Raw genomic sequence first — 16,615 nt, forward strand, 5'->3', positions numbered from 1 at the left:
CCTAATGTGACAATGACCTCTGTTAATTTATCGACGGTGAAGCAACGCACGCCCTCCACCACTCGGCTGGCGGCAATGTTAATTCTGGCCGGCGCACTCGCGCTGCCGTTAGTGGTCGATAGCGCCATGATAGGCGACTTCTCCTACTTCCTACTCTGGACCTTCTGTGCCATCGGATTGGCCGCAATGTGGGGGCATGGCGGCATTTTATCTTTCGGGCAGACCGCCTTCTTTGGCCTTGCCGGTTACACCTATGGCGTGATGACGCTGAATTTTGGCGATGGGGTACTCTCCACCTGGTCGGGGCTGGTCATGGCACTGCTAGTGGCTGCCACCGTGGCGGCGGCACTGGGCTATCTGATGTTTTACGGCGGGGTGACCGGTATTTTTATCGGCATTGTGACGCTCTCTTTCACGCTGGTATTGGAAACCTTTATGTCCCAGACCGCAGGCCCGCAATGGGCTATCGGCAGCGCGCGACTGAATGGGTTTAATGGTATGTCAGGTATGCCGCCACTCTCCCTACCGTGGTTTGGCGGCGAATTACTGACACTGGAAGGCAATGCGTTCTACTACCTGATTATCGTGCTGCTCGCGGGGGTTTATTGGGCTGTTCGGCGCTTATTGCGCTCCGATTTTGGCCTGACACTGGCCTCTATTCGTGAGAACCCACGTCGGGCAGAAATGCTCGGTATTGATATCCGCCGCTACCAATTACTGGTGTTCGTGCTGGGTGGCGTGCTCTCCGGGTTATCCGGCGCACTTTATACCCTGTGGGGTTCTTACATTACCCCCTCTTCCATGGGGCTAACTGCCGCCGCGATGCCGGTTATCTGGGTAGCGACCGCTGGGCGTAAAAACATTTTCGGCACGGTGGTCATCACAGCCCTGCTGGTGTGGTTATCCCAATGGTTGGCTATCTATGGCAGCGAATACGCCATGATCCTGCTGGGGGCCATTCTGCTGTTTGTCGTGCTGGCCGCCCCTAATGGTCTATTACCTTGGCTGGCAGAAAAAATCACCCGCTTATCTGCCGCACGTCAGAAGAAAGGGGAATCGCTATGAATCAGGCATCACAGGATCTGATCCTCGAAACCCGTGGGCTGAGTAAGCGCTTCGGTGGCATTCAGGTTATCAATAAGGTCGATTTGCAAATACGTCGCGGTGAAGTGCGCTGTGTCATTGGCCCGAATGGCGCCGGTAAAAGTACCTTTTTCAAATTACTGACTGGTGAACATACGCCAAGTGATGGGGATATCCGTTTCTTCAATCGTCGGCTGAATACTTTAGCCCCCTTCCAGCGCATCAGGATGGGCATGAGCATTAAGTTTCAGATCCCCGGTATTTTCCCTGAATTGACCGTTGAGCAACATTTGCAATTATCACTCAGCCACTTACGCCCAGAGGTTCGCTCACAAGCGGTCAGTGTCGATGAGCTACTCGAGCGCTTTAAGCTCAGCTCTGAATACCATCAGTTGGCCGGTAACTTGTCTCACGGCAAAAAACAGTGGCTGGAAATTGCAATGGCCGTGTCGCTGCAACCGACGTTGCTAATGCTTGATGAGCCAGTGGCAGGCTTATCTATTGATGAAACCTATCTCACTGGTGAGCTGATTAAGCAGATGCAGAGTGATGGTCTGACGCTGATGGTCGTGGAACACGACATGACATTCGTGCGCCAGATTGCCTCACAAGTCACGGTCCTCCATGGCGGGCAGGTTTTTGCTGACGGCAATGCCGCCGACGTGCTGGCCCGTGAGGATGTGGCGGATATCTATTTGGGGAAAGCGGTATGAATAACGTGGTGTTGCAAATAGAGGGGCTGATCGGCGGTTATGGCGGTGGGCAAGTGCTTAATGGCGTAACACTGCAACTGCACGCCGCAGAAGTCTTAGGTTTGATTGGCCGCAATGGGGTGGGGAAAACCACACTGATGCGCACTTTAATTGGTGCGGTACCGACGAAACAAGGCAGCATTTTGTTGGGCGAGACTGACATCACCCTAGCCTCACCGCAGCGCCGTGCCCGCTTGGGGATTGGTTACGTCCCGCAAGGACGTGAAGTGTTTGCTGGTCTGACGGTGGCGGAGAACCTGCAAGTCGGCATGCAGTTTGTACGAGAACACCGTGAGTTTGCTAAAGACTTGCTGGAGCGGGTGCTGGATTACTTCCCCATCTTGCGCCAAAGACTCAAACAAAAAGCCGGCACCATGAGTGGCGGCGAGCAACAACAATTGGCTATCGCCAGAGCCTTGGTCGGCTCACCCAAAGTATTACTGTTGGATGAACCCTCAGAAGGTGTTCAGCCCTCTATCGTCAATATCATTGCCGATACTCTGGTGCGCATTGCCCGCGAACTGCATGTGGCAGTGATTCTGGTTGAACAGGATATCGCAATGATCCAGCGGGCCGCACAACGGTGCGCAGTGATGGACAAAGGCCAAATAGTAGAAAACCTGACCCAACAACAACTTTCTGATGATCTTTTAATGCGCCGTCATCTGGCTTTGTAACCGGATGCCGCTATACCCTAAATAGTTCGAGCTTCAGGAAAGTGGCAACGAAACCAACCCAATTAGTTGATATAAATCAATATATTGGGTGAGTTATGGCAGCCAACGCACATGCAGCTTGAAGTATGACGAGTATATTACGTGGAGAATTGCTAATGAAATGGCTGGAAGAATCAATCATGGTCAAACGCGGTGTCGGTGCTGGACGTAAACCGGTGACCCATCATCTGACCGAAGAGATGCAAAAAGAGTTTCACTATACTATCGGCCCCTACTCAACACCGGTGCTGACCATTGAACCCGGTGATCGGGTGATTGTCGATACCCGCGATGCCTTTGAAGGTGCCATTAGCTCAGAGCAAGATATTCCGAGCCAACTGCTCAAAATGCCCTTTCTCAACCCACAAAATGGCCCGATCATGGTCAATGGTGCCGAGAAAGGGGATGTGATCGCAGTTTATATCGAATCCATGTTGCCGCGTGGCGTTAACCCGCACGGCATCTGTGCGATGATCCCCCATTTTGGCGGGCTGACCGGAACAGATCTAACCGCCATGCTCAATGACCCACTACCAGAAAAAGTGCGCATGATTAAGCTCGATAGCGAAAAGGTCTACTGGAGCGAGCGCCATACCCTGCCCTATAAACCCCACATTGGCACCCTAAGTGTGTCGCCAGAAATTGACTCAATCAATTCACTCACGCCGGATAATCACGGCGGGAATATGGATGTCCCGGATATCGGGCCGGGGAGCATTACTTATCTGCCGGTGCGCGCCCCCGGAGGACGCCTGTTTATTGGTGATGCTCATGCCTGTCAGGGGGATGGGGAGATTTGCGGCACCGCGGTGGAGTTCGCCTCAATCACCACCATCAAAGTGGATTTGATTAAGAACTGGCAACTCTCCTGGCCACGAATGGAGAACGCCGAAACCATCATGAGTATCGGCAGTGCGCGCCCGTTAGAGGATGCCACCCGTATTGCTTATCGCGACCTGATTTACTGGCTGGTGGCCGATTTTGGCTTCGAACAGTGGGATGCCTACATGTTACTGAGCCAATGCGGCAAAGTGCGGCTGGGCAACATGGTCGACCCGAAATACACCGTCGGCGCGATGCTTAACAAAGAACTTTTAGCGCAGTAAAAACAGCTAGCACAGTAAAAATTCTAGACCCTAAATAATTCGAGTTGCAGGAAGGCGGCAAGTGAGTGACAAATCGGTCAGGAACCAATTTGAACGCTGTTTGCAGCGGCCTCGCAGAGGCGAGGCCCAGTAACGAGGGCAGCCAACACCCCTGCAGCTTGAAGTATGACGGGTATTCATCGAGTTTGGATAAGCAGGTGCCTATGAGTTCAGATACACCGGTCAACATTGGCTTACTGTACTCCTTCAGCGGTGTGACGGCGGCACAAGAGCTGTCGCAATGGCGGGGAGCAACACAGGCTATTGCCGAAATTAACCAAAATGGCGGCATCAACGGCAGGCCACTGAATGCGATTCATTTTGACCCACAATCTGACGATACGCAGTTCCGTGCCTTGGCCGAACAATTGATCGTCGAACATGAGGTTAATGTGATTTTTGGCGGCTACACCTCCAGTAGCCGTAAAGCCATGTCACCCATCGTCGAAAAGTACCGTCGGCTGCTGTTCTACTCACAACTGTATGAAGGCTTTGAGTTTTCGGAGAATATCTTTTACGGCGGCGCGGCACCTAATCAAAACTGTGTACAACTGGCGGACTATCTCACCGGGCAGTTTGGCGCGCGGGTTTATTTGATTGGCTCCCGTTATATTTACCCTTATGAATGTAATCGCAACATGCAGGAGTTAATTCTGCAACGCCACGATGGCGCGGTTATTGGCGAGCGCTATTTAGATCTGAATGCACCTTATGAGGCGTTTCTGCCCATCATTGAGGAGATAACCAAAAAGCAGCCCGACTTCATCTTCAGTACCGTGGTAGGTCAAACAGTCCCCTTTTTGTATCAGGCTTATCAGGCTGCGGGGCTGGATCCTGGCCGCATGCCAATTGGCAGCTTGAATACATCAGAAACCGAGATTGCCATTATGGGGGCACAAGTGGCACAGGGCCATTTCAGTTCAGCTCCCTATTTCCAAAGCATTAGCACCAAAGCAAATCAATCAGCACTTAAACAATTCCATCAACAATTCGGGCCGGAACTCACCACCGACATGAATTGGGAAGCCACTTACAGCCAGGTGCATCTGTTTGCCAAAGCCATGGCAGAATGCGGCAGCGACCATATCTTCCCACTGTCTGCCGCACTGCGTGGGAGCCAATTTGATGCCCCTCAAGGCCGCATTCGTATTGACCCGCTGAATCAACATACCGGACTGTATCCACGCATTGGTATGGCGAATGAGCATGGGCAATTTACCGTCGTGCAGGAGTCTCGCCGTATCGTCGAACCCGACCCCTATATGACTAATCAGATTCAGGGCGATTGGGTCACGAAGTTAACGACCGTGGGGTATCCACATGCGACCTAGCGATAGCAGAATCAGTGCAACCGCCCTATTACTCAGTCGTGGGATCCGTTGTGTGGTGTTACATCCCGACGACGAAGACGGTGCCACCCTCACCAATCATTTACGCCGAATGGGGTTTAAGGTTCAGGCTTTCTGGCCTATCCCTGAGCAACTCCCCGCCGATACAGATCTGATTTTCTATGCATTACAGTCAGATAACCCGGAACCAGATGTGTCATGGCTCAACCCTAACAAACATGCCCTGATAGCAGTTATTACCTATGAAAATCCGACATTTATTGATCAAGCACTCAATATGGGCGCGGGCACCTCGATAACCACTCCCATTCGCGCCTCAGGCTTATTGTCAGCCATGGTGTTTGCTTTACACCATGCCCAACAGCAGCGGCTGATGAGTGATCGAATCGAACGGCTGGAGAAAAAAGTGCTCGGGGTTCGCCAGGTCAGTGAGGCCAAAGCGATCCTGATGCGGATGCACAGCATTGGTGAAGAGCAGGCTTACGACATCCTGCGCCATCAGGCCATGGATAAGCGCATTACCGTCGAAGAGATCTCGTGCGCATTGATTCAAGCCAACGATATTTTCTCTTGGACCACACCAGCGGCTGCCAATCACCGGAAGAATTGAGTTTAATTGCCGCTATATGCCGAACCTAAAATTTATTATTTATGAGGATCATCATGTCGATAACGCCTTTTCTTGCAGCCGCAATTCAATTTGAACCCTTAATGTTTGCCAAAGAAGCGAATTTGCGTCAGTTACTGGCATTGGTAGAACAGGCGGCACAGAAAGGTGCTCGTCTGATTACCACGCCAGAAATGGCGACCACCGGTTACTGTTGGTTTGATCGACAAGAGATTGCGCCCATGGTCGAAACCGTCCCCGGTGAGAGCACCGCCCGCTTTGCGCAACTGGCGCAGCGTTATCAATGCTATATCGTCTTAGGGATGCCAGAAGTGGATCCGCAAACAGCGCTGTATTACAACAGTGCGGTACTCATCGGGCCGCAGGGGGTGATTGGCTGCCATCGCAAAAGCCACCCCTATATTTCAGAGCCTAAATGGGCTGCTGCGGGTGACGTCGGGCATCAAGTGTTTGATACACCGCTGGGACGTATTGGCATGCTGGTGTGTATGGATATTCATTTTCCCGAAACGGCCCGTCTGCTGGCACTGGATGGCGTTGATGTCATTTGCCATATCAGCAACTGGCTGGCAGAGCGCACTCCGGCCCCTTACTGGATCAGCCGGGCCATGGAAAATGGCTGCTATCTGTTGGAAAGCAACCGCTGGGGATTAGAGCGCGGCGTGCAATTTAGCGGTGGCAGTTGCATCATTGAGCCTGATGGCAACATTGCTGCGGTGGTGGATGGCGGCGATGGGATTGCTTATGCCGAAATTGACATCAGCCGTAGCCGTCAGCGTCAAGTGTTAGGCGAGTTAGTGTTTGAGCAGCGCCGCCCTGACTATTATCACGCGCTATTAAGTGACAGTTTTTTGTGGAACCCACAGGATTTCTTTGGGCTTTACGGGCAACGGCCGTTGCCGCCCGGTAAGCAGAGCCGGATCACGGTAGCGCAGTTCTCCCCAACAGAACGGGTGGAGGATAATTTGGCAGCAATTACCGCCCTGACAGAAGAGGCGGTGTTACAGCAAGGCAGTGAGCTTATCGTGTTCCCGGAGTTATCCCTGACCGGTTATCTCGCGGGTGCGGTTCAGGCCCAAACATCAGAAAGTCCCGCGGTGCAGGCGCTGGCTCGTCTGGCTATAAAGTTACGGGTATATCTGGTAGTAGGAATGGCCGAAAAACAGCAAGATAAGTGCTACAACACCCAGATTATGTTGGGGCCGGAGGGGGTCATTGGCACCTATCGGCAAATACATCTGTCTCGAGCACATCAAGCGTGGGCTAGCGCTGGGGAGCACTGGTGCGTATTTGATACTGCGCTCGGAAGGGTCGGATTGCTACTGGGCCAGGATGCACTGTTGCCCGAATCAGCGCGTATTTTGGCCCTGATGGGATGCGATATTATCGCCTGTTCCGCCGCACTTCCTGCGGGGTTCACTGCTGCGCATGCGGGCAGTGTCGTGGTGCAAAATTATCCGATTCCAATGGGAGCCGACCCGCTACACTGGCACTTATTCAGAACCCGCGCGGGGGAAAATAATCTTTATTTGGCCTTTGCCAATGCTGTCGATGACCTCAATCAGCAAGGAGGATATAGCGGAATATTCGGGCCGGAAACCTTCACTTTCCCACGTCTTGAGCGGCTGCTGTGGCAAGAAACGCAAGCCGTAACACAAACCATTAATACCGCGTCTCTCGCCGGCAGCCCCTACCCAACCAATGTCGTGCGCCGTAAAGATCTGGTCACCATGCGCCAGCCCCATCACTACAAACCGTTACTGAATTAGTCCCTTTCCCTGACTAACCTCGGATAAGTATTACCGGGGTTAGTGCTATAACCGCGCCATTCTGCACATATGTGCAAAACCAACCATATCACACAAAATAAAAATGTGATCACAATCCAAATTTTGTCGTCAAGATCGTTGCGGCACACAAAAACCCTATTTCAATTTATTTAATATAAATCAATTCATTAAATATGAATGCACATCTGTGCGATAACTAAAGTGGGTAATAGCGCTTGAATTGGTTTTTTATGGAAGATATTGAGAGTTATTCGTTATATTGTGCTTTTGACTTCAAAAATGGAAAGTGATTATATCAAGCCATAGATAACTTAATGACATTTGCACAAATGTGCAAGAGGTTGAAAATGGAAAAGAGCGACGATCTGCGCCTGATGGTGAAAATTGCACAAATGTATTACGAGCAAAACTTCACGCAAGCGGAGATAGCACGCGCGCTCGGTATTTATCGCACCAGTATCAGCCGAATGCTAAAAAAAGTACGCGAACAGGGCATTGTTACTATTTCAATCAATTATAACTATAACGAGAATCTGTTACTGGAACAGCAGTTGAAGTCGCGTTTTAAATTACGTGAGGCGATTGTCGTCTCTTCAGAGCATGATCAATCGCCAGAACATCAGTTGATATTAATGGCAAAACAGTGTGCCGCATTGTTAAACCGAATTATTGAAAATGGCGATATCCTCGGCTTCTCTTGGGGCAGTGCGATTGCCACCCTGATTGAGCAAATGGATATATCACCGGTATCGCGTCAGTTAACCTGTATCCCGATGGTGGGTGGCCCCTCAGGTAAGCTCGAAAGCCGTTATCATGTGAATACCCTGGTTTATAGCGCCGCAATGAAATTAAAAGGCGAGTCATTGTTGATCGATTTCCCGGCAATTCTGGAGAAAAGTGTTATCCGTGATGGCATTGTGCAATCTCAGCATTATCAGGCTATCGCTGACTATTGGCAGCGGCTGGATATCGCTATATTCGGTATTGGTTCACCCAATATCTCGGGGAATTCCACCTGGCGCGCTTTTTATGGCAGTGATGTTATTGATCACTTTAATGACCGACAGGTTGCTGGCGATATTTGTTCGCGTTTTTACGATTTGCAGGGCAACCCGGTGGAAACCTACATTAGCGATAAGACGATCACTATCGACTTAGAGAAAATTAAAAAAGCCCGTTATTCCATCGGTATTGCGCATTCCCATGAAAAAATCAGCGGGATCATCGGAGCAATTAAAGGAAAGTATATTAATAGTCTGGTGACCACGAAAGAAACTGCCGAGGAGATACTCAAACTAACGGCATAAAGTTCAGCTAAAGAAATACCATGAGGAAAAGTTTACTGTCAGTCATGATTAACTTTTCCTATTTATATCAAAAAACTCAATTAATTGCGCCTTAGGGTGTATGGCTGAGTATTAGCAAAATTCAGAACAGCAGGGAAATTCTATGAACGATTGGCTTAATTTAAAAGATAAAGTTGTCATTGTAACCGGTGGTGCATCAGGGATTGGCTACGCTATTGTGGAAGAGTTACTGGCGGCAGGTGCCAAGGTGCAATTAGCCGATGTTAATAAACTTGACGGTGACATTAAAAATAATCCACAGCTGAGTTTTATTCAATTGGATATTTCAGACCGTAGCAGTGTACAGACTGCAATTGATAATATTCTAACCCAACATGGGCATATTGATGCATTAGTTAATAATGCCGGGATTAATCTCCCCCGTCTGCTGGTCGATCCGAAACAGAGCCACAGCCAATATGAGCTGAAAGATAACGAATTTGAAAAAATGGTAAATGTGAATCAGAAAGGGGTGTATCTGATGTCACAAGCCGTGGCACGCAATATGGTTGAGAACAAACGCGGTGTCATTATTAATCTCACGTCGGAAAGTGGATTAGAAGGCTCTGAAGGACAAAGCTGTTATGCCGCAACTAAAGCCGCACTATATAGTTTTACCCGCTCCTGGGCCAAAGAACTGGGAAAATACGGTATTCGTGTGGTGGGCGTCGCGCCGGGTATTTTGGAGAAAACCGGTTTGCGCACCCTGGATTATGAAGAAGCACTGGCCTACACCCGTAATATAACGGTTGAGCAGTTACGTGACGGTTATACCAAGAATGCCATTCCAATTGGCCGGGCTGGAAAACTATCAGAAGTGGCTGATTTTGTCACTTACTTATTATCCGAACGTGCCAGCTATATTACCGGCGTTACCTACAACATTGCCGGTGGTAAAACCCGAGGCTAAACAGGAGGTATGATGGTTAGTGTCATTTTTTGTGCTCATGGTGATTTAGCGGTTTCAATGCTTAACTCCGTCAATATGGTGTATGGCGAAACACAAAATATTACCCCGCTGTTATTTAACCGTGGTGAAAATGCCGAAGATTTAGTGACAAAAATGCAGGATGTGATGGCACATAGTGACAGTTGCTCTTGGCTGATTGCGGTTGATTTGCAAGGTGGCAGCCCATACAACGCTGCCGCACGGTTGGCATTCAACAATCACAACATTCAAGTTATCAGTGGATTATCACTACCACTGGCACTGGAGATTGCCGATAACCAGCACTCGATGGCAGTAATAGAACTGGCTGATTACTTACTGGAAATCGGCGCGCAGTGTGTGCAGTCATTCCATCACTTACAGAATGTCGAAGAAGAAGAGGCCGACTTTATATGAAAATCAATCTGGCAAGAATTGACGACCGGCTGATTCACGGTCAGGTCACCACAGTATGGGCGAAAGAGGCCAAAGCTGGGCGGATTATTATCTGTAGCGACGAAGTCTATAACGATGATATTCGTAAAACGTTATTAAAACAGGCAGCACCTCCGGGAATAAAAGTAAACGTGGTTAATATAGAAAAAGCCGTCGCGGTTTACCACAATCCTAATTACAGTAATGATACGGTTTTTTATTTATTTACCAATCCGACCGATGTTTTGCGCCTGGTGGATCAAGGCGTGAAGATTGAAGTTATTAATATTGGTGGCATGGCATTTAAACAAGGTAAAAGGCAATTAACTAAAGCAGTATCAGTTGATCAGGAGGATATTAAAGCCTTTTATGCATTAGCTGAACGTGGCGTACATTTGGATTTACGGGTAGTCACTTCCGACCCTCAGGTAGATGTGATTAAAAAAATACGTGAACTGGAGTCTAAATAACGACATTTAACACAACCGACAAATAATAACTCAGGTTTTATTAAACATTTAAATCCGATTACTCAACCTGGGCAATGAAACTATTTAATGATAATCCATGGCGATAGTGGCCAGGGTTAATAGGAGTATATTGCCGAAAGGGGTCCACCATGGAAATAAGTTTAGTACAGATAATCTTAATCTTTATTTTCTCATGCATCGCCGGTATGGGCAGTGTGCTGGATGAATTTCAAACTCATCGGCCATTAATCGCCTGTACCATTACTGGCCTGATCCTCGGTGATATGACCACCGGCGTGATTCTCGGCGGTACCTTGGAATTGATCGCCCTCGGGTGGATGAACGTCGGTGCGGCGCAATCCCCCGATTCCGCCCTCGCCAGTATTATCTCAACCATTCTGGTGATTGTCGGCCATCAAAACATTGCCACCGGGATTGCTATCGCCCTACCCGTGGCGGCAGCCGGTCAGGTGCTGACAGTGTTCGCCCGTACCATTACCGTGGTTTTCCAGCACGCAGCAGATAGGGCCGCAGAAAAAGCCAACTTTGCCATGATCGACTTAATGCATGTCTCAGCCCTACTGGTTCAGGCTCTGCGCGTGGCGATACCGGTTTTGATCGTATCCATCTTTGTCAGTGCCGATACCGTCAGTCACATGCTCAGCGCGATTCCAACCGTAGTCACCCATGGGTTACAAATCGCGGGCGGATTTATTGTGGTGGTCGGTTATGCCATGGTACTCAACATGATGGGTGTGAAATACCTTATGCCCTTCTTCTTCCTCGGTTTTATTGTCGGTGGCTACCTTGGTTTCAGCCTGCTCGCCTTCGGTGGCATCGGCCTGATTATTGCCTTGCTATATATCCAGTTAAATCCTCTGTATCAGAAACCGGCGGCTCCTGCGACGTCAGCCAGCCACGCCAAACTTGATGAATTAGAAGATTAGGAGACGCTGAAATGAGCACACCTCACAAACAATTAACTCGCTCTGATCTGTTTAAAATGTTCTTACGCAGTAACTTACAACAAGCCTCTTTTAACTATGAACGTATCCACGGCTTAGGTTTTTGCTATGACATGGTGCCCGCAATCAAGCGTTTGTACCCACTGAAAGAAGATCAGGTTGCTGCCTTAAAACGTCATTTAGTGTTCTTCAACACCACTCCCGCCGTCTGTGGCCCGGTTATCGGGGTGACGGCGGCGATGGAAGAAGCGCGAGCCAATGGGGCCGACATTGATGAAGGGGCAATTAATAGTCTGAAAGTCGGGCTAATGGGGCCATTGGCCGGAGTCGGTGACCCATTGATCTGGGGAACCTTACGCCCAATCACCGCAGCCTTGGGGGCCTCGCTGGCGCTAAATGGCAATGTACTAGGCCCGATACTGTTCTTCTTATCCTTCAACTCTGTTCGTCTGGCATTGAAATGGTTCGGCCTGCAATACGGCTTTACCAAGGGGGTCAATATCGTCAAAGACCTTGGCGGCAATCTGCTACAAAAACTGACGGAAGGCGCGTCCATTCTGGGCCTGTTTATCATGGGGGTTTTGGTCACCAAATGGACCAGCATCAATGTGCCACTGGTGATTTCGAAAACACCGGCACAGGACGGCAGCACGGTAACCATGACGGTGCAAAACATTCTGGATCAGCTCTGTCCCGGCCTGTTGGCACTGGCACTAACCCTGTTAATGATGCGATTACTCAAACGTAAAATTAACCCTATCTGGCTTATCTTCTCCTTGTTTGGCCTTGGTATTTTAGGCTCATGGCTTGGCATTCTTTCCTGATTTATGCCGGGGAGATTTTTTATTCGATCTGCTGTTTTTTATATTTAAAAATGATTGAGGTGGTTCCAAATGAAGACCAAAGCATTGCGTTTATATGGTAAGAATGACCTACGACTGGAAAGCTTCATCTTACCGGAGATAAATGATGATGAAATTCTGGCCACAGTAGTGACCGACAGTATTTGTCTTTCTTCGTGGAAAGAGGCCAATCTGGGGGCTGAGCATAAAAAGGTGCCGGATAATGTGGCAGAAAATCCGATTATTATCGGCCATGAATTTTGCGGCGATATTTTACAAGTGGGTAAAAAATGGCAGCATAAATTTAAACCCGGCAGCCGTTATGTGATTCAAGCCAACTTGCAATTACCCGACCGCCCTGACTGCCCAGGCTATTCATTCCCTTATGTCGGCGGCGAAGCCACCCATGTGGTTATCCCTAATGAGGTGATGGAACAAGACTGTCTGCTGCCTTATGAAGGTGAAAGCTATTTCGAAGGATCCTTGGTAGAACCGCTTTCTTGTGTTATCGGCGCATTTAACGCCAATTACCATCTTATTCCCGGCACATACCAGCATAAGATGGGCATAAAACCTGGTGGGAATGTGCTAATTCTCGGCGGTACTGGTCCGATGGGATTATTGGCCATTGATTACGCGCTGCACGGGCCAGTCAATCCACAATTACTGGTGATAACTGACCGTCACCAGCAAAAACTAGATTATGCCGCCCGCCTGTATCCGAGCGAATCATCAACAGCAGTACATTATCTCAATACCAAACAAACAGAGGATCAGTTTGAACGTTTAATGGCTTTGACTGGCGGAAAAGGCTACGACGATATATTTGTCTTCGTACCTTCCGCAGAATTAGTCACCTTGGCTTCAAGCTTATTGGCACCGGACGGCTGCTTTAATTTCTTTGCCGGCCCGCAGGATAAGAATTTTATGGCGTCGGTTAATTTCTACGATATCCATTATTCATTTACCCATTATGTCGGTACCTCTGGCGGTAATACCGATGATATGCGCGAAGCAGTAAAATTAATTGAAGCGAAGAAGGTGAATGCCGGCAAAGTGGTCTCCCATATTCTGGGTTTAAATGACGCGGCAGAGACCACCTTAAATCTACCGCAGATTATTGGCGGTAAGAAATTGGTCTATACCGGTAAAAATATCCCGCTGACGTCATTGAGTGAGTTGATGAGCCAATCACAAGAGCTGCCGTTATTACAGCAACTCCAGGCTATTTTGCGTAAAACCGACGGTTTGTGGTCGAAAGAAGCGGAAGATTTTGTTTTGGCGCACGCCCAAGAGATTTAACCTTTTGACTAAGGGCGGCAAATAGCCACTGTCGCCCTCAGCTCACTCCGGCAGATGCTTCGCCGTTGATTCATCGGTGGTTGCATCATTCTCCACCGCGCTCAACAACACATCCAATAAACCGGGGAAACGGGCATCAATATCATCGCGTCGCAGTGATAGCAAACTCTCGCGCCCGCAAGGCCGCTGCCAGATAACACCGCTTTCCCGCAATACGCGCCAATGATGGGTCAGGGTGGATTTAGACAACCCTTGCACTAAGGTGCCACATGCATGCTCCCCACCAGCCGCCAACCTACGTACTACCGCTAACCGCAGCGGATTACCTAAAGCCGTCAGCACATTTTCCAGCCGGATCTGCTCACGCTCAGGGTGATTTGCAATCATAGTATTCCTATAGATAAGTGACAGGCCAGCACGCCTGATTTGGCTACCGCTACACAGCTTAGCGCGCCGCAATATAGCCTATACGCCATCTCGACCCTACAATTAATTCTCATGCCATGCTGAAAGCTACCTCAGCCGTTGTATGCCGCCATTATTGCATATTTTAAGAACAAATAATCAAATCGTACGTGTATATTCGTACAATTGGACTATACTGCTCTCGACCGATTGATCAACCAAGATCATAACTTAACAACTTCCCGGCAGAGCAGCAAACCGCCCGCCCCGAAATTGCCATTATCTTTTAAGGACTTAATATGGCACGTAAAACTCCTATCGAGCGCTATCGCAACATCGGTATCTCCGCCCACATCGACGCCGGTAAAACAACCACCACTGAGCGTATTCTGTTCTACACCGGCGTCAGTCATAAGCTGGGTGAAGTACATGATGGTGGCGCGACAACTGACTGGATGGCTCAGGAGCAGGAACGTGGCATTACCATTACATCGGCTGCCGTGACCTGCTTCTGGAAAGGTATGGACCGTACCTTACCGGAACACCGTATTAATATTATCGACACCCCCGGGCACGTGGATTTCACCATTGAGGTGGAACGCTCCATGCGGGTACTCGACGGTGCAGTCATGGTGTATGACGCGGTAGGTGGCGTACAGCCACAATCAGAAACGGTCTGGCGTCAGGCCAACAAATACCGCGTGCCACGATTGGCTTTCGTCAATAAGATGGACCGCCCAGGTGCTGATTTCTTCCGCGTTAGGCAGATGATGATTGACCGCCTGAAGGCCAATCCAGTGCCGATTGTGATTCCGATCGGCAGTGAAGAGCACTTTATCGGTGTGGTAGATCTTCGTTTGATGCGGGCCATTATCTGGGATGAAGCCTCTCAGGGTATGACATTCAGTTACGCCCCGATCCCGGAAAACTTGCTGGCAACCGCCAATGAGTGGCGCGAAAAGATGGTCGCTGAAGCGGCTGAAGCCTCTGAGGCGCTAATGACCGAGTATCTGGAGACCGGTGACCTGACGCTGGAAGAGGTCACCCAAGGTTTGCGTATCCGTACCATTGCGGGCGAAATACAGCCCATGATGTGCGGCAGTGCCTTTAAAAACAAGGGTGTGCAGCGGATGCTGGATGCGGTGGTTGAACTAATGCCGTCACCGGTCGATATCCCACCGGTCAGTGGCACTGATGAAGAGGGCAATGAAGTCAGTCGCCGCGCCGATGATAATGAAAAATTCTCGGCACTTGCATTTAAACTGATGACTGACCCCTACGTCGGCCAGTTAACATTCGTGCGGGTTTACTCCGGTGTGTTGCGAAAAGGTGATAGCGTTTATAACCCGATTCGCGGCAAGAAAGAGCGTATTGGCCGTATTGTTCAGATGCATGCCAACAACCGCATTGAAGTCGATGAAATCTGCGCCGGTGATATTGCGGCCTGTGTCGGTTTGAAAGATGTCACCACTGGCGAGACGTTATGTGACCCGGATGCCGTGATTACCTTGGTACGGATGGAGTTCCCCGAACCAGTGATTTCGCAAGCGATTGAACCGAAGACCAAAGTCGATCAGGAGAAAATGGGGATCGCATTGCAACGGTTGGCATCAGAAGATCCGTCGTTCCGTATCCGTACTGACGAGGAATCAGGCCAGACTATTATTTCCGGTATGGGCGAGCTACATCTGGAGATAATTGTCGATCGGATGAAACGTGAGTTCGGTGTGGAAGCCAATATCGGTAAACCACAGGTGACCTACCGTGAAACTGTGCGTAAAACCGTGACTGACGTCGAAGGCAAATTTGTGCGGCAGTCTGGCGGTAAGGGGCAATATGGCCATGTGGTCTTTACCCTCGAACCGCAGGAAGCGGGCAGCGGCTTTGCGTTTGTTGATGCAACTAAAGGCGGTGTGGTCCCGCGTGAATATATCGGTGCGGTAGAGAAAGGTGTACTCGAAGCCACCAATACCGGTGTATTGGCCGGTTATCCGGTAGTGGATGTGAAAGTAACACTGACTTTCGGTTCCTATCACGAAGTGGATTCATCGGAACTGGCGTTTAAAATGGCCGCCATCTTTGGTTTTAAAGAAGCGGTCAAACAGGCGTCACCAGTGATTCTGGAACCGGTGATGAGTGTGGAAGTAGAAACACCGGAAGAGTACGCCGGTAACGTGATGGGCGACCTTTCCTCTCGCCGTGGCTTGGTACAAGGCATGGAAGAGATGATTGGCGGCGGGAAGATTATCCGCGCAGAAGTGCCGTTATCCGAAATGTTCGGTTACTCCACCGTGCTGCGTTCCATGTCGCAAGGCCGTGCCACCTATACCATGGAGTTCAAGCACTATGCTGAAGCACCACGTAATGTCGCCGATACGATTATTGCCGCCCGGGGCAGTAAGGGCTAAACGTTAAACCGCAGTAACATACTCAGCCGCCAGTGGAAAATTTTACGCTGG

At 49.6% G+C, this 16,615-nt stretch carries 16 protein-coding genes; 15 read left to right on the top strand and 1 reads right to left on the bottom strand.

Annotation, left to right across the window (positions count from 1 at the left end; all coding sequences use genetic code 11):
• The first annotated feature begins 6 nt into the window (after positions 1-6).
• From V1953_RS16895 to V1953_RS16960, 14 genes are all read left to right on the top strand, one after another.
• Positions 7-1,065, top strand: a complete 1,059-nt coding sequence (locus V1953_RS16895; protein WP_083160311.1) for an ABC transporter permease subunit — start codon at positions 7-9, stop codon at positions 1,063-1,065.
• Entirely contained in the window at positions 1,062-1,796 is a 735-nt protein-coding gene (locus V1953_RS16900; protein ID WP_083160313.1) for an ABC transporter ATP-binding protein, read from the top strand. The genes V1953_RS16895 and V1953_RS16900 overlap by 4 nt, the downstream gene beginning before the upstream one ends.
• Complete coding sequence (locus V1953_RS16905; protein WP_442851144.1) at positions 1,793-2,512, top strand: ABC transporter ATP-binding protein; 720 nt, start codon at positions 1,793-1,795, stop codon at positions 2,510-2,512. The genes V1953_RS16900 and V1953_RS16905 overlap by 4 nt, the downstream gene beginning before the upstream one ends.
• A 155-nt stretch (positions 2,513-2,667) precedes the next feature.
• Entirely contained in the window at positions 2,668-3,657 is a 990-nt protein-coding gene (locus tag V1953_RS16910; RefSeq protein ID WP_004389165.1) for an acetamidase/formamidase family protein, read from the top strand.
• A 203-nt stretch (positions 3,658-3,860) separates the two neighbouring features.
• Positions 3,861-5,027, top strand: a complete 1,167-nt coding sequence (locus V1953_RS16915) for a transporter substrate-binding domain-containing protein (protein WP_372568720.1) — start codon at positions 3,861-3,863, stop codon at positions 5,025-5,027.
• A complete protein-coding gene (locus V1953_RS16920) occupies positions 5,017-5,655 on the top strand; it encodes an ANTAR domain-containing response regulator (protein WP_083160319.1) in 639 nt (212 codons plus the stop codon). The genes V1953_RS16915 and V1953_RS16920 overlap by 11 nt, the downstream gene beginning before the upstream one ends.
• A 53-nt stretch (positions 5,656-5,708) precedes the next feature.
• Entirely contained in the window at positions 5,709-7,442 is a 1,734-nt protein-coding gene (locus V1953_RS16925; protein ID WP_372568719.1) for a nitrilase-related carbon-nitrogen hydrolase, read from the top strand.
• A gap of 368 nt (positions 7,443-7,810) precedes the next feature.
• Positions 7,811-8,770, top strand: a complete 960-nt coding sequence (locus V1953_RS16930; protein ID WP_083160323.1) for a sugar-binding transcriptional regulator — start codon at positions 7,811-7,813, stop codon at positions 8,768-8,770.
• Between the two features lie 142 nt (positions 8,771-8,912).
• Entirely contained in the window at positions 8,913-9,719 is an 807-nt protein-coding gene (locus V1953_RS16935; protein ID WP_083160331.1) for an SDR family oxidoreductase, read from the top strand.
• 12 nt (positions 9,720-9,731) lie between these two features.
• On the top strand, positions 9,732-10,154 hold the full coding sequence (locus V1953_RS16940; protein WP_442821456.1) for a PTS sugar transporter subunit IIA: 423 nt from the start codon (positions 9,732-9,734) through the stop codon (positions 10,152-10,154).
• Entirely contained in the window at positions 10,151-10,642 is a 492-nt protein-coding gene (locus V1953_RS16945) for a mannose/fructose/sorbose PTS transporter subunit IIB (protein ID WP_372558090.1), read from the top strand. The genes V1953_RS16940 and V1953_RS16945 overlap by 4 nt, the downstream gene beginning before the upstream one ends.
• A gap of 149 nt (positions 10,643-10,791) precedes the next feature.
• The gene (locus V1953_RS16950; protein ID WP_193784718.1) at positions 10,792-11,589 is read left to right on the top strand and encodes a PTS mannose/fructose/sorbose transporter subunit IIC; all 798 of its coding nucleotides are present in this window, start codon (positions 10,792-10,794) and stop codon (positions 11,587-11,589) included.
• Positions 11,590-11,600: 11 nt separating this feature from the next.
• Complete coding sequence (locus tag V1953_RS16955) at positions 11,601-12,431, top strand: PTS system mannose/fructose/sorbose family transporter subunit IID (protein WP_083160339.1); 831 nt, start codon at positions 11,601-11,603, stop codon at positions 12,429-12,431.
• Positions 12,432-12,500: 69 nt separating this feature from the next.
• Positions 12,501-13,751, top strand: coding sequence for a zinc-binding dehydrogenase (locus V1953_RS16960; protein ID WP_442851145.1), 1,251 nt, complete (start codon positions 12,501-12,503; stop codon positions 13,749-13,751).
• Between the two features lie 42 nt (positions 13,752-13,793).
• On the opposite strand, the gene V1953_RS16965 is transcribed toward V1953_RS16960, so the two are convergent.
• Entirely contained in the window at positions 13,794-14,138 is a 345-nt protein-coding gene (locus V1953_RS16965; RefSeq protein ID WP_005181869.1) for an ArsR/SmtB family transcription factor, read from the bottom strand.
• 317 nt (positions 14,139-14,455) lie between these two features.
• On the opposite strand from V1953_RS16965, the gene fusA reads away from it, so the two are divergent.
• Positions 14,456-16,564 carry an elongation factor G gene (gene fusA / locus V1953_RS16970; protein WP_083160343.1) on the top strand — a complete coding sequence of 703 codons (2,109 nt, stop codon included), beginning with the start codon at positions 14,456-14,458 and terminating at the stop codon, positions 16,562-16,564.
• Positions 16,565-16,615: the final 51 nt, after the last annotated feature.

Source organism: Yersinia sp. 2541 StPb PI (genome assembly GCF_052217145.1).
GTDB classification, from domain to species: domain Bacteria; phylum Pseudomonadota; class Gammaproteobacteria; order Enterobacterales; family Enterobacteriaceae; genus Yersinia; species Yersinia enterocolitica_E.

Coding starts and splice junctions, on each gene's coding strand:
- V1953_RS16900 (WP_083160313.1), top strand. CDS start 1,062: ATGAATCAGGCATCACAGGATCTGATCCTCGAAACCCGTGGGCTGAGT.
- V1953_RS16905 (WP_442851144.1), top strand. CDS start 1,793: ATGAATAACGTGGTGTTGCAAATAGAGGGGCTGATCGGCGGTTATGGC.
- V1953_RS16910 (WP_004389165.1), top strand. CDS start 2,668: ATGAAATGGCTGGAAGAATCAATCATGGTCAAACGCGGTGTCGGTGCT.
- V1953_RS16915 (WP_372568720.1), top strand. CDS start 3,861: ATGAGTTCAGATACACCGGTCAACATTGGCTTACTGTACTCCTTCAGC.
- V1953_RS16920 (WP_083160319.1), top strand. CDS start 5,017: ATGCGACCTAGCGATAGCAGAATCAGTGCAACCGCCCTATTACTCAGT.
- V1953_RS16925 (WP_372568719.1), top strand. CDS start 5,709: ATGTCGATAACGCCTTTTCTTGCAGCCGCAATTCAATTTGAACCCTTA.
- V1953_RS16930 (WP_083160323.1), top strand. CDS start 7,811: ATGGAAAAGAGCGACGATCTGCGCCTGATGGTGAAAATTGCACAAATG.
- V1953_RS16935 (WP_083160331.1), top strand. CDS start 8,913: ATGAACGATTGGCTTAATTTAAAAGATAAAGTTGTCATTGTAACCGGT.
- V1953_RS16940 (WP_442821456.1), top strand. CDS start 9,732: ATGGTTAGTGTCATTTTTTGTGCTCATGGTGATTTAGCGGTTTCAATG.
- V1953_RS16945 (WP_372558090.1), top strand. CDS start 10,151: ATGAAAATCAATCTGGCAAGAATTGACGACCGGCTGATTCACGGTCAG.
- V1953_RS16950 (WP_193784718.1), top strand. CDS start 10,792: ATGGAAATAAGTTTAGTACAGATAATCTTAATCTTTATTTTCTCATGC.
- V1953_RS16955 (WP_083160339.1), top strand. CDS start 11,601: ATGAGCACACCTCACAAACAATTAACTCGCTCTGATCTGTTTAAAATG.
- V1953_RS16960 (WP_442851145.1), top strand. CDS start 12,501: ATGAAGACCAAAGCATTGCGTTTATATGGTAAGAATGACCTACGACTG.
- V1953_RS16965 (WP_005181869.1), bottom strand. CDS start 14,138: ATGATTGCAAATCACCCTGAGCGTGAGCAGATCCGGCTGGAAAATGTG.
- fusA (WP_083160343.1), top strand. CDS start 14,456: ATGGCACGTAAAACTCCTATCGAGCGCTATCGCAACATCGGTATCTCC.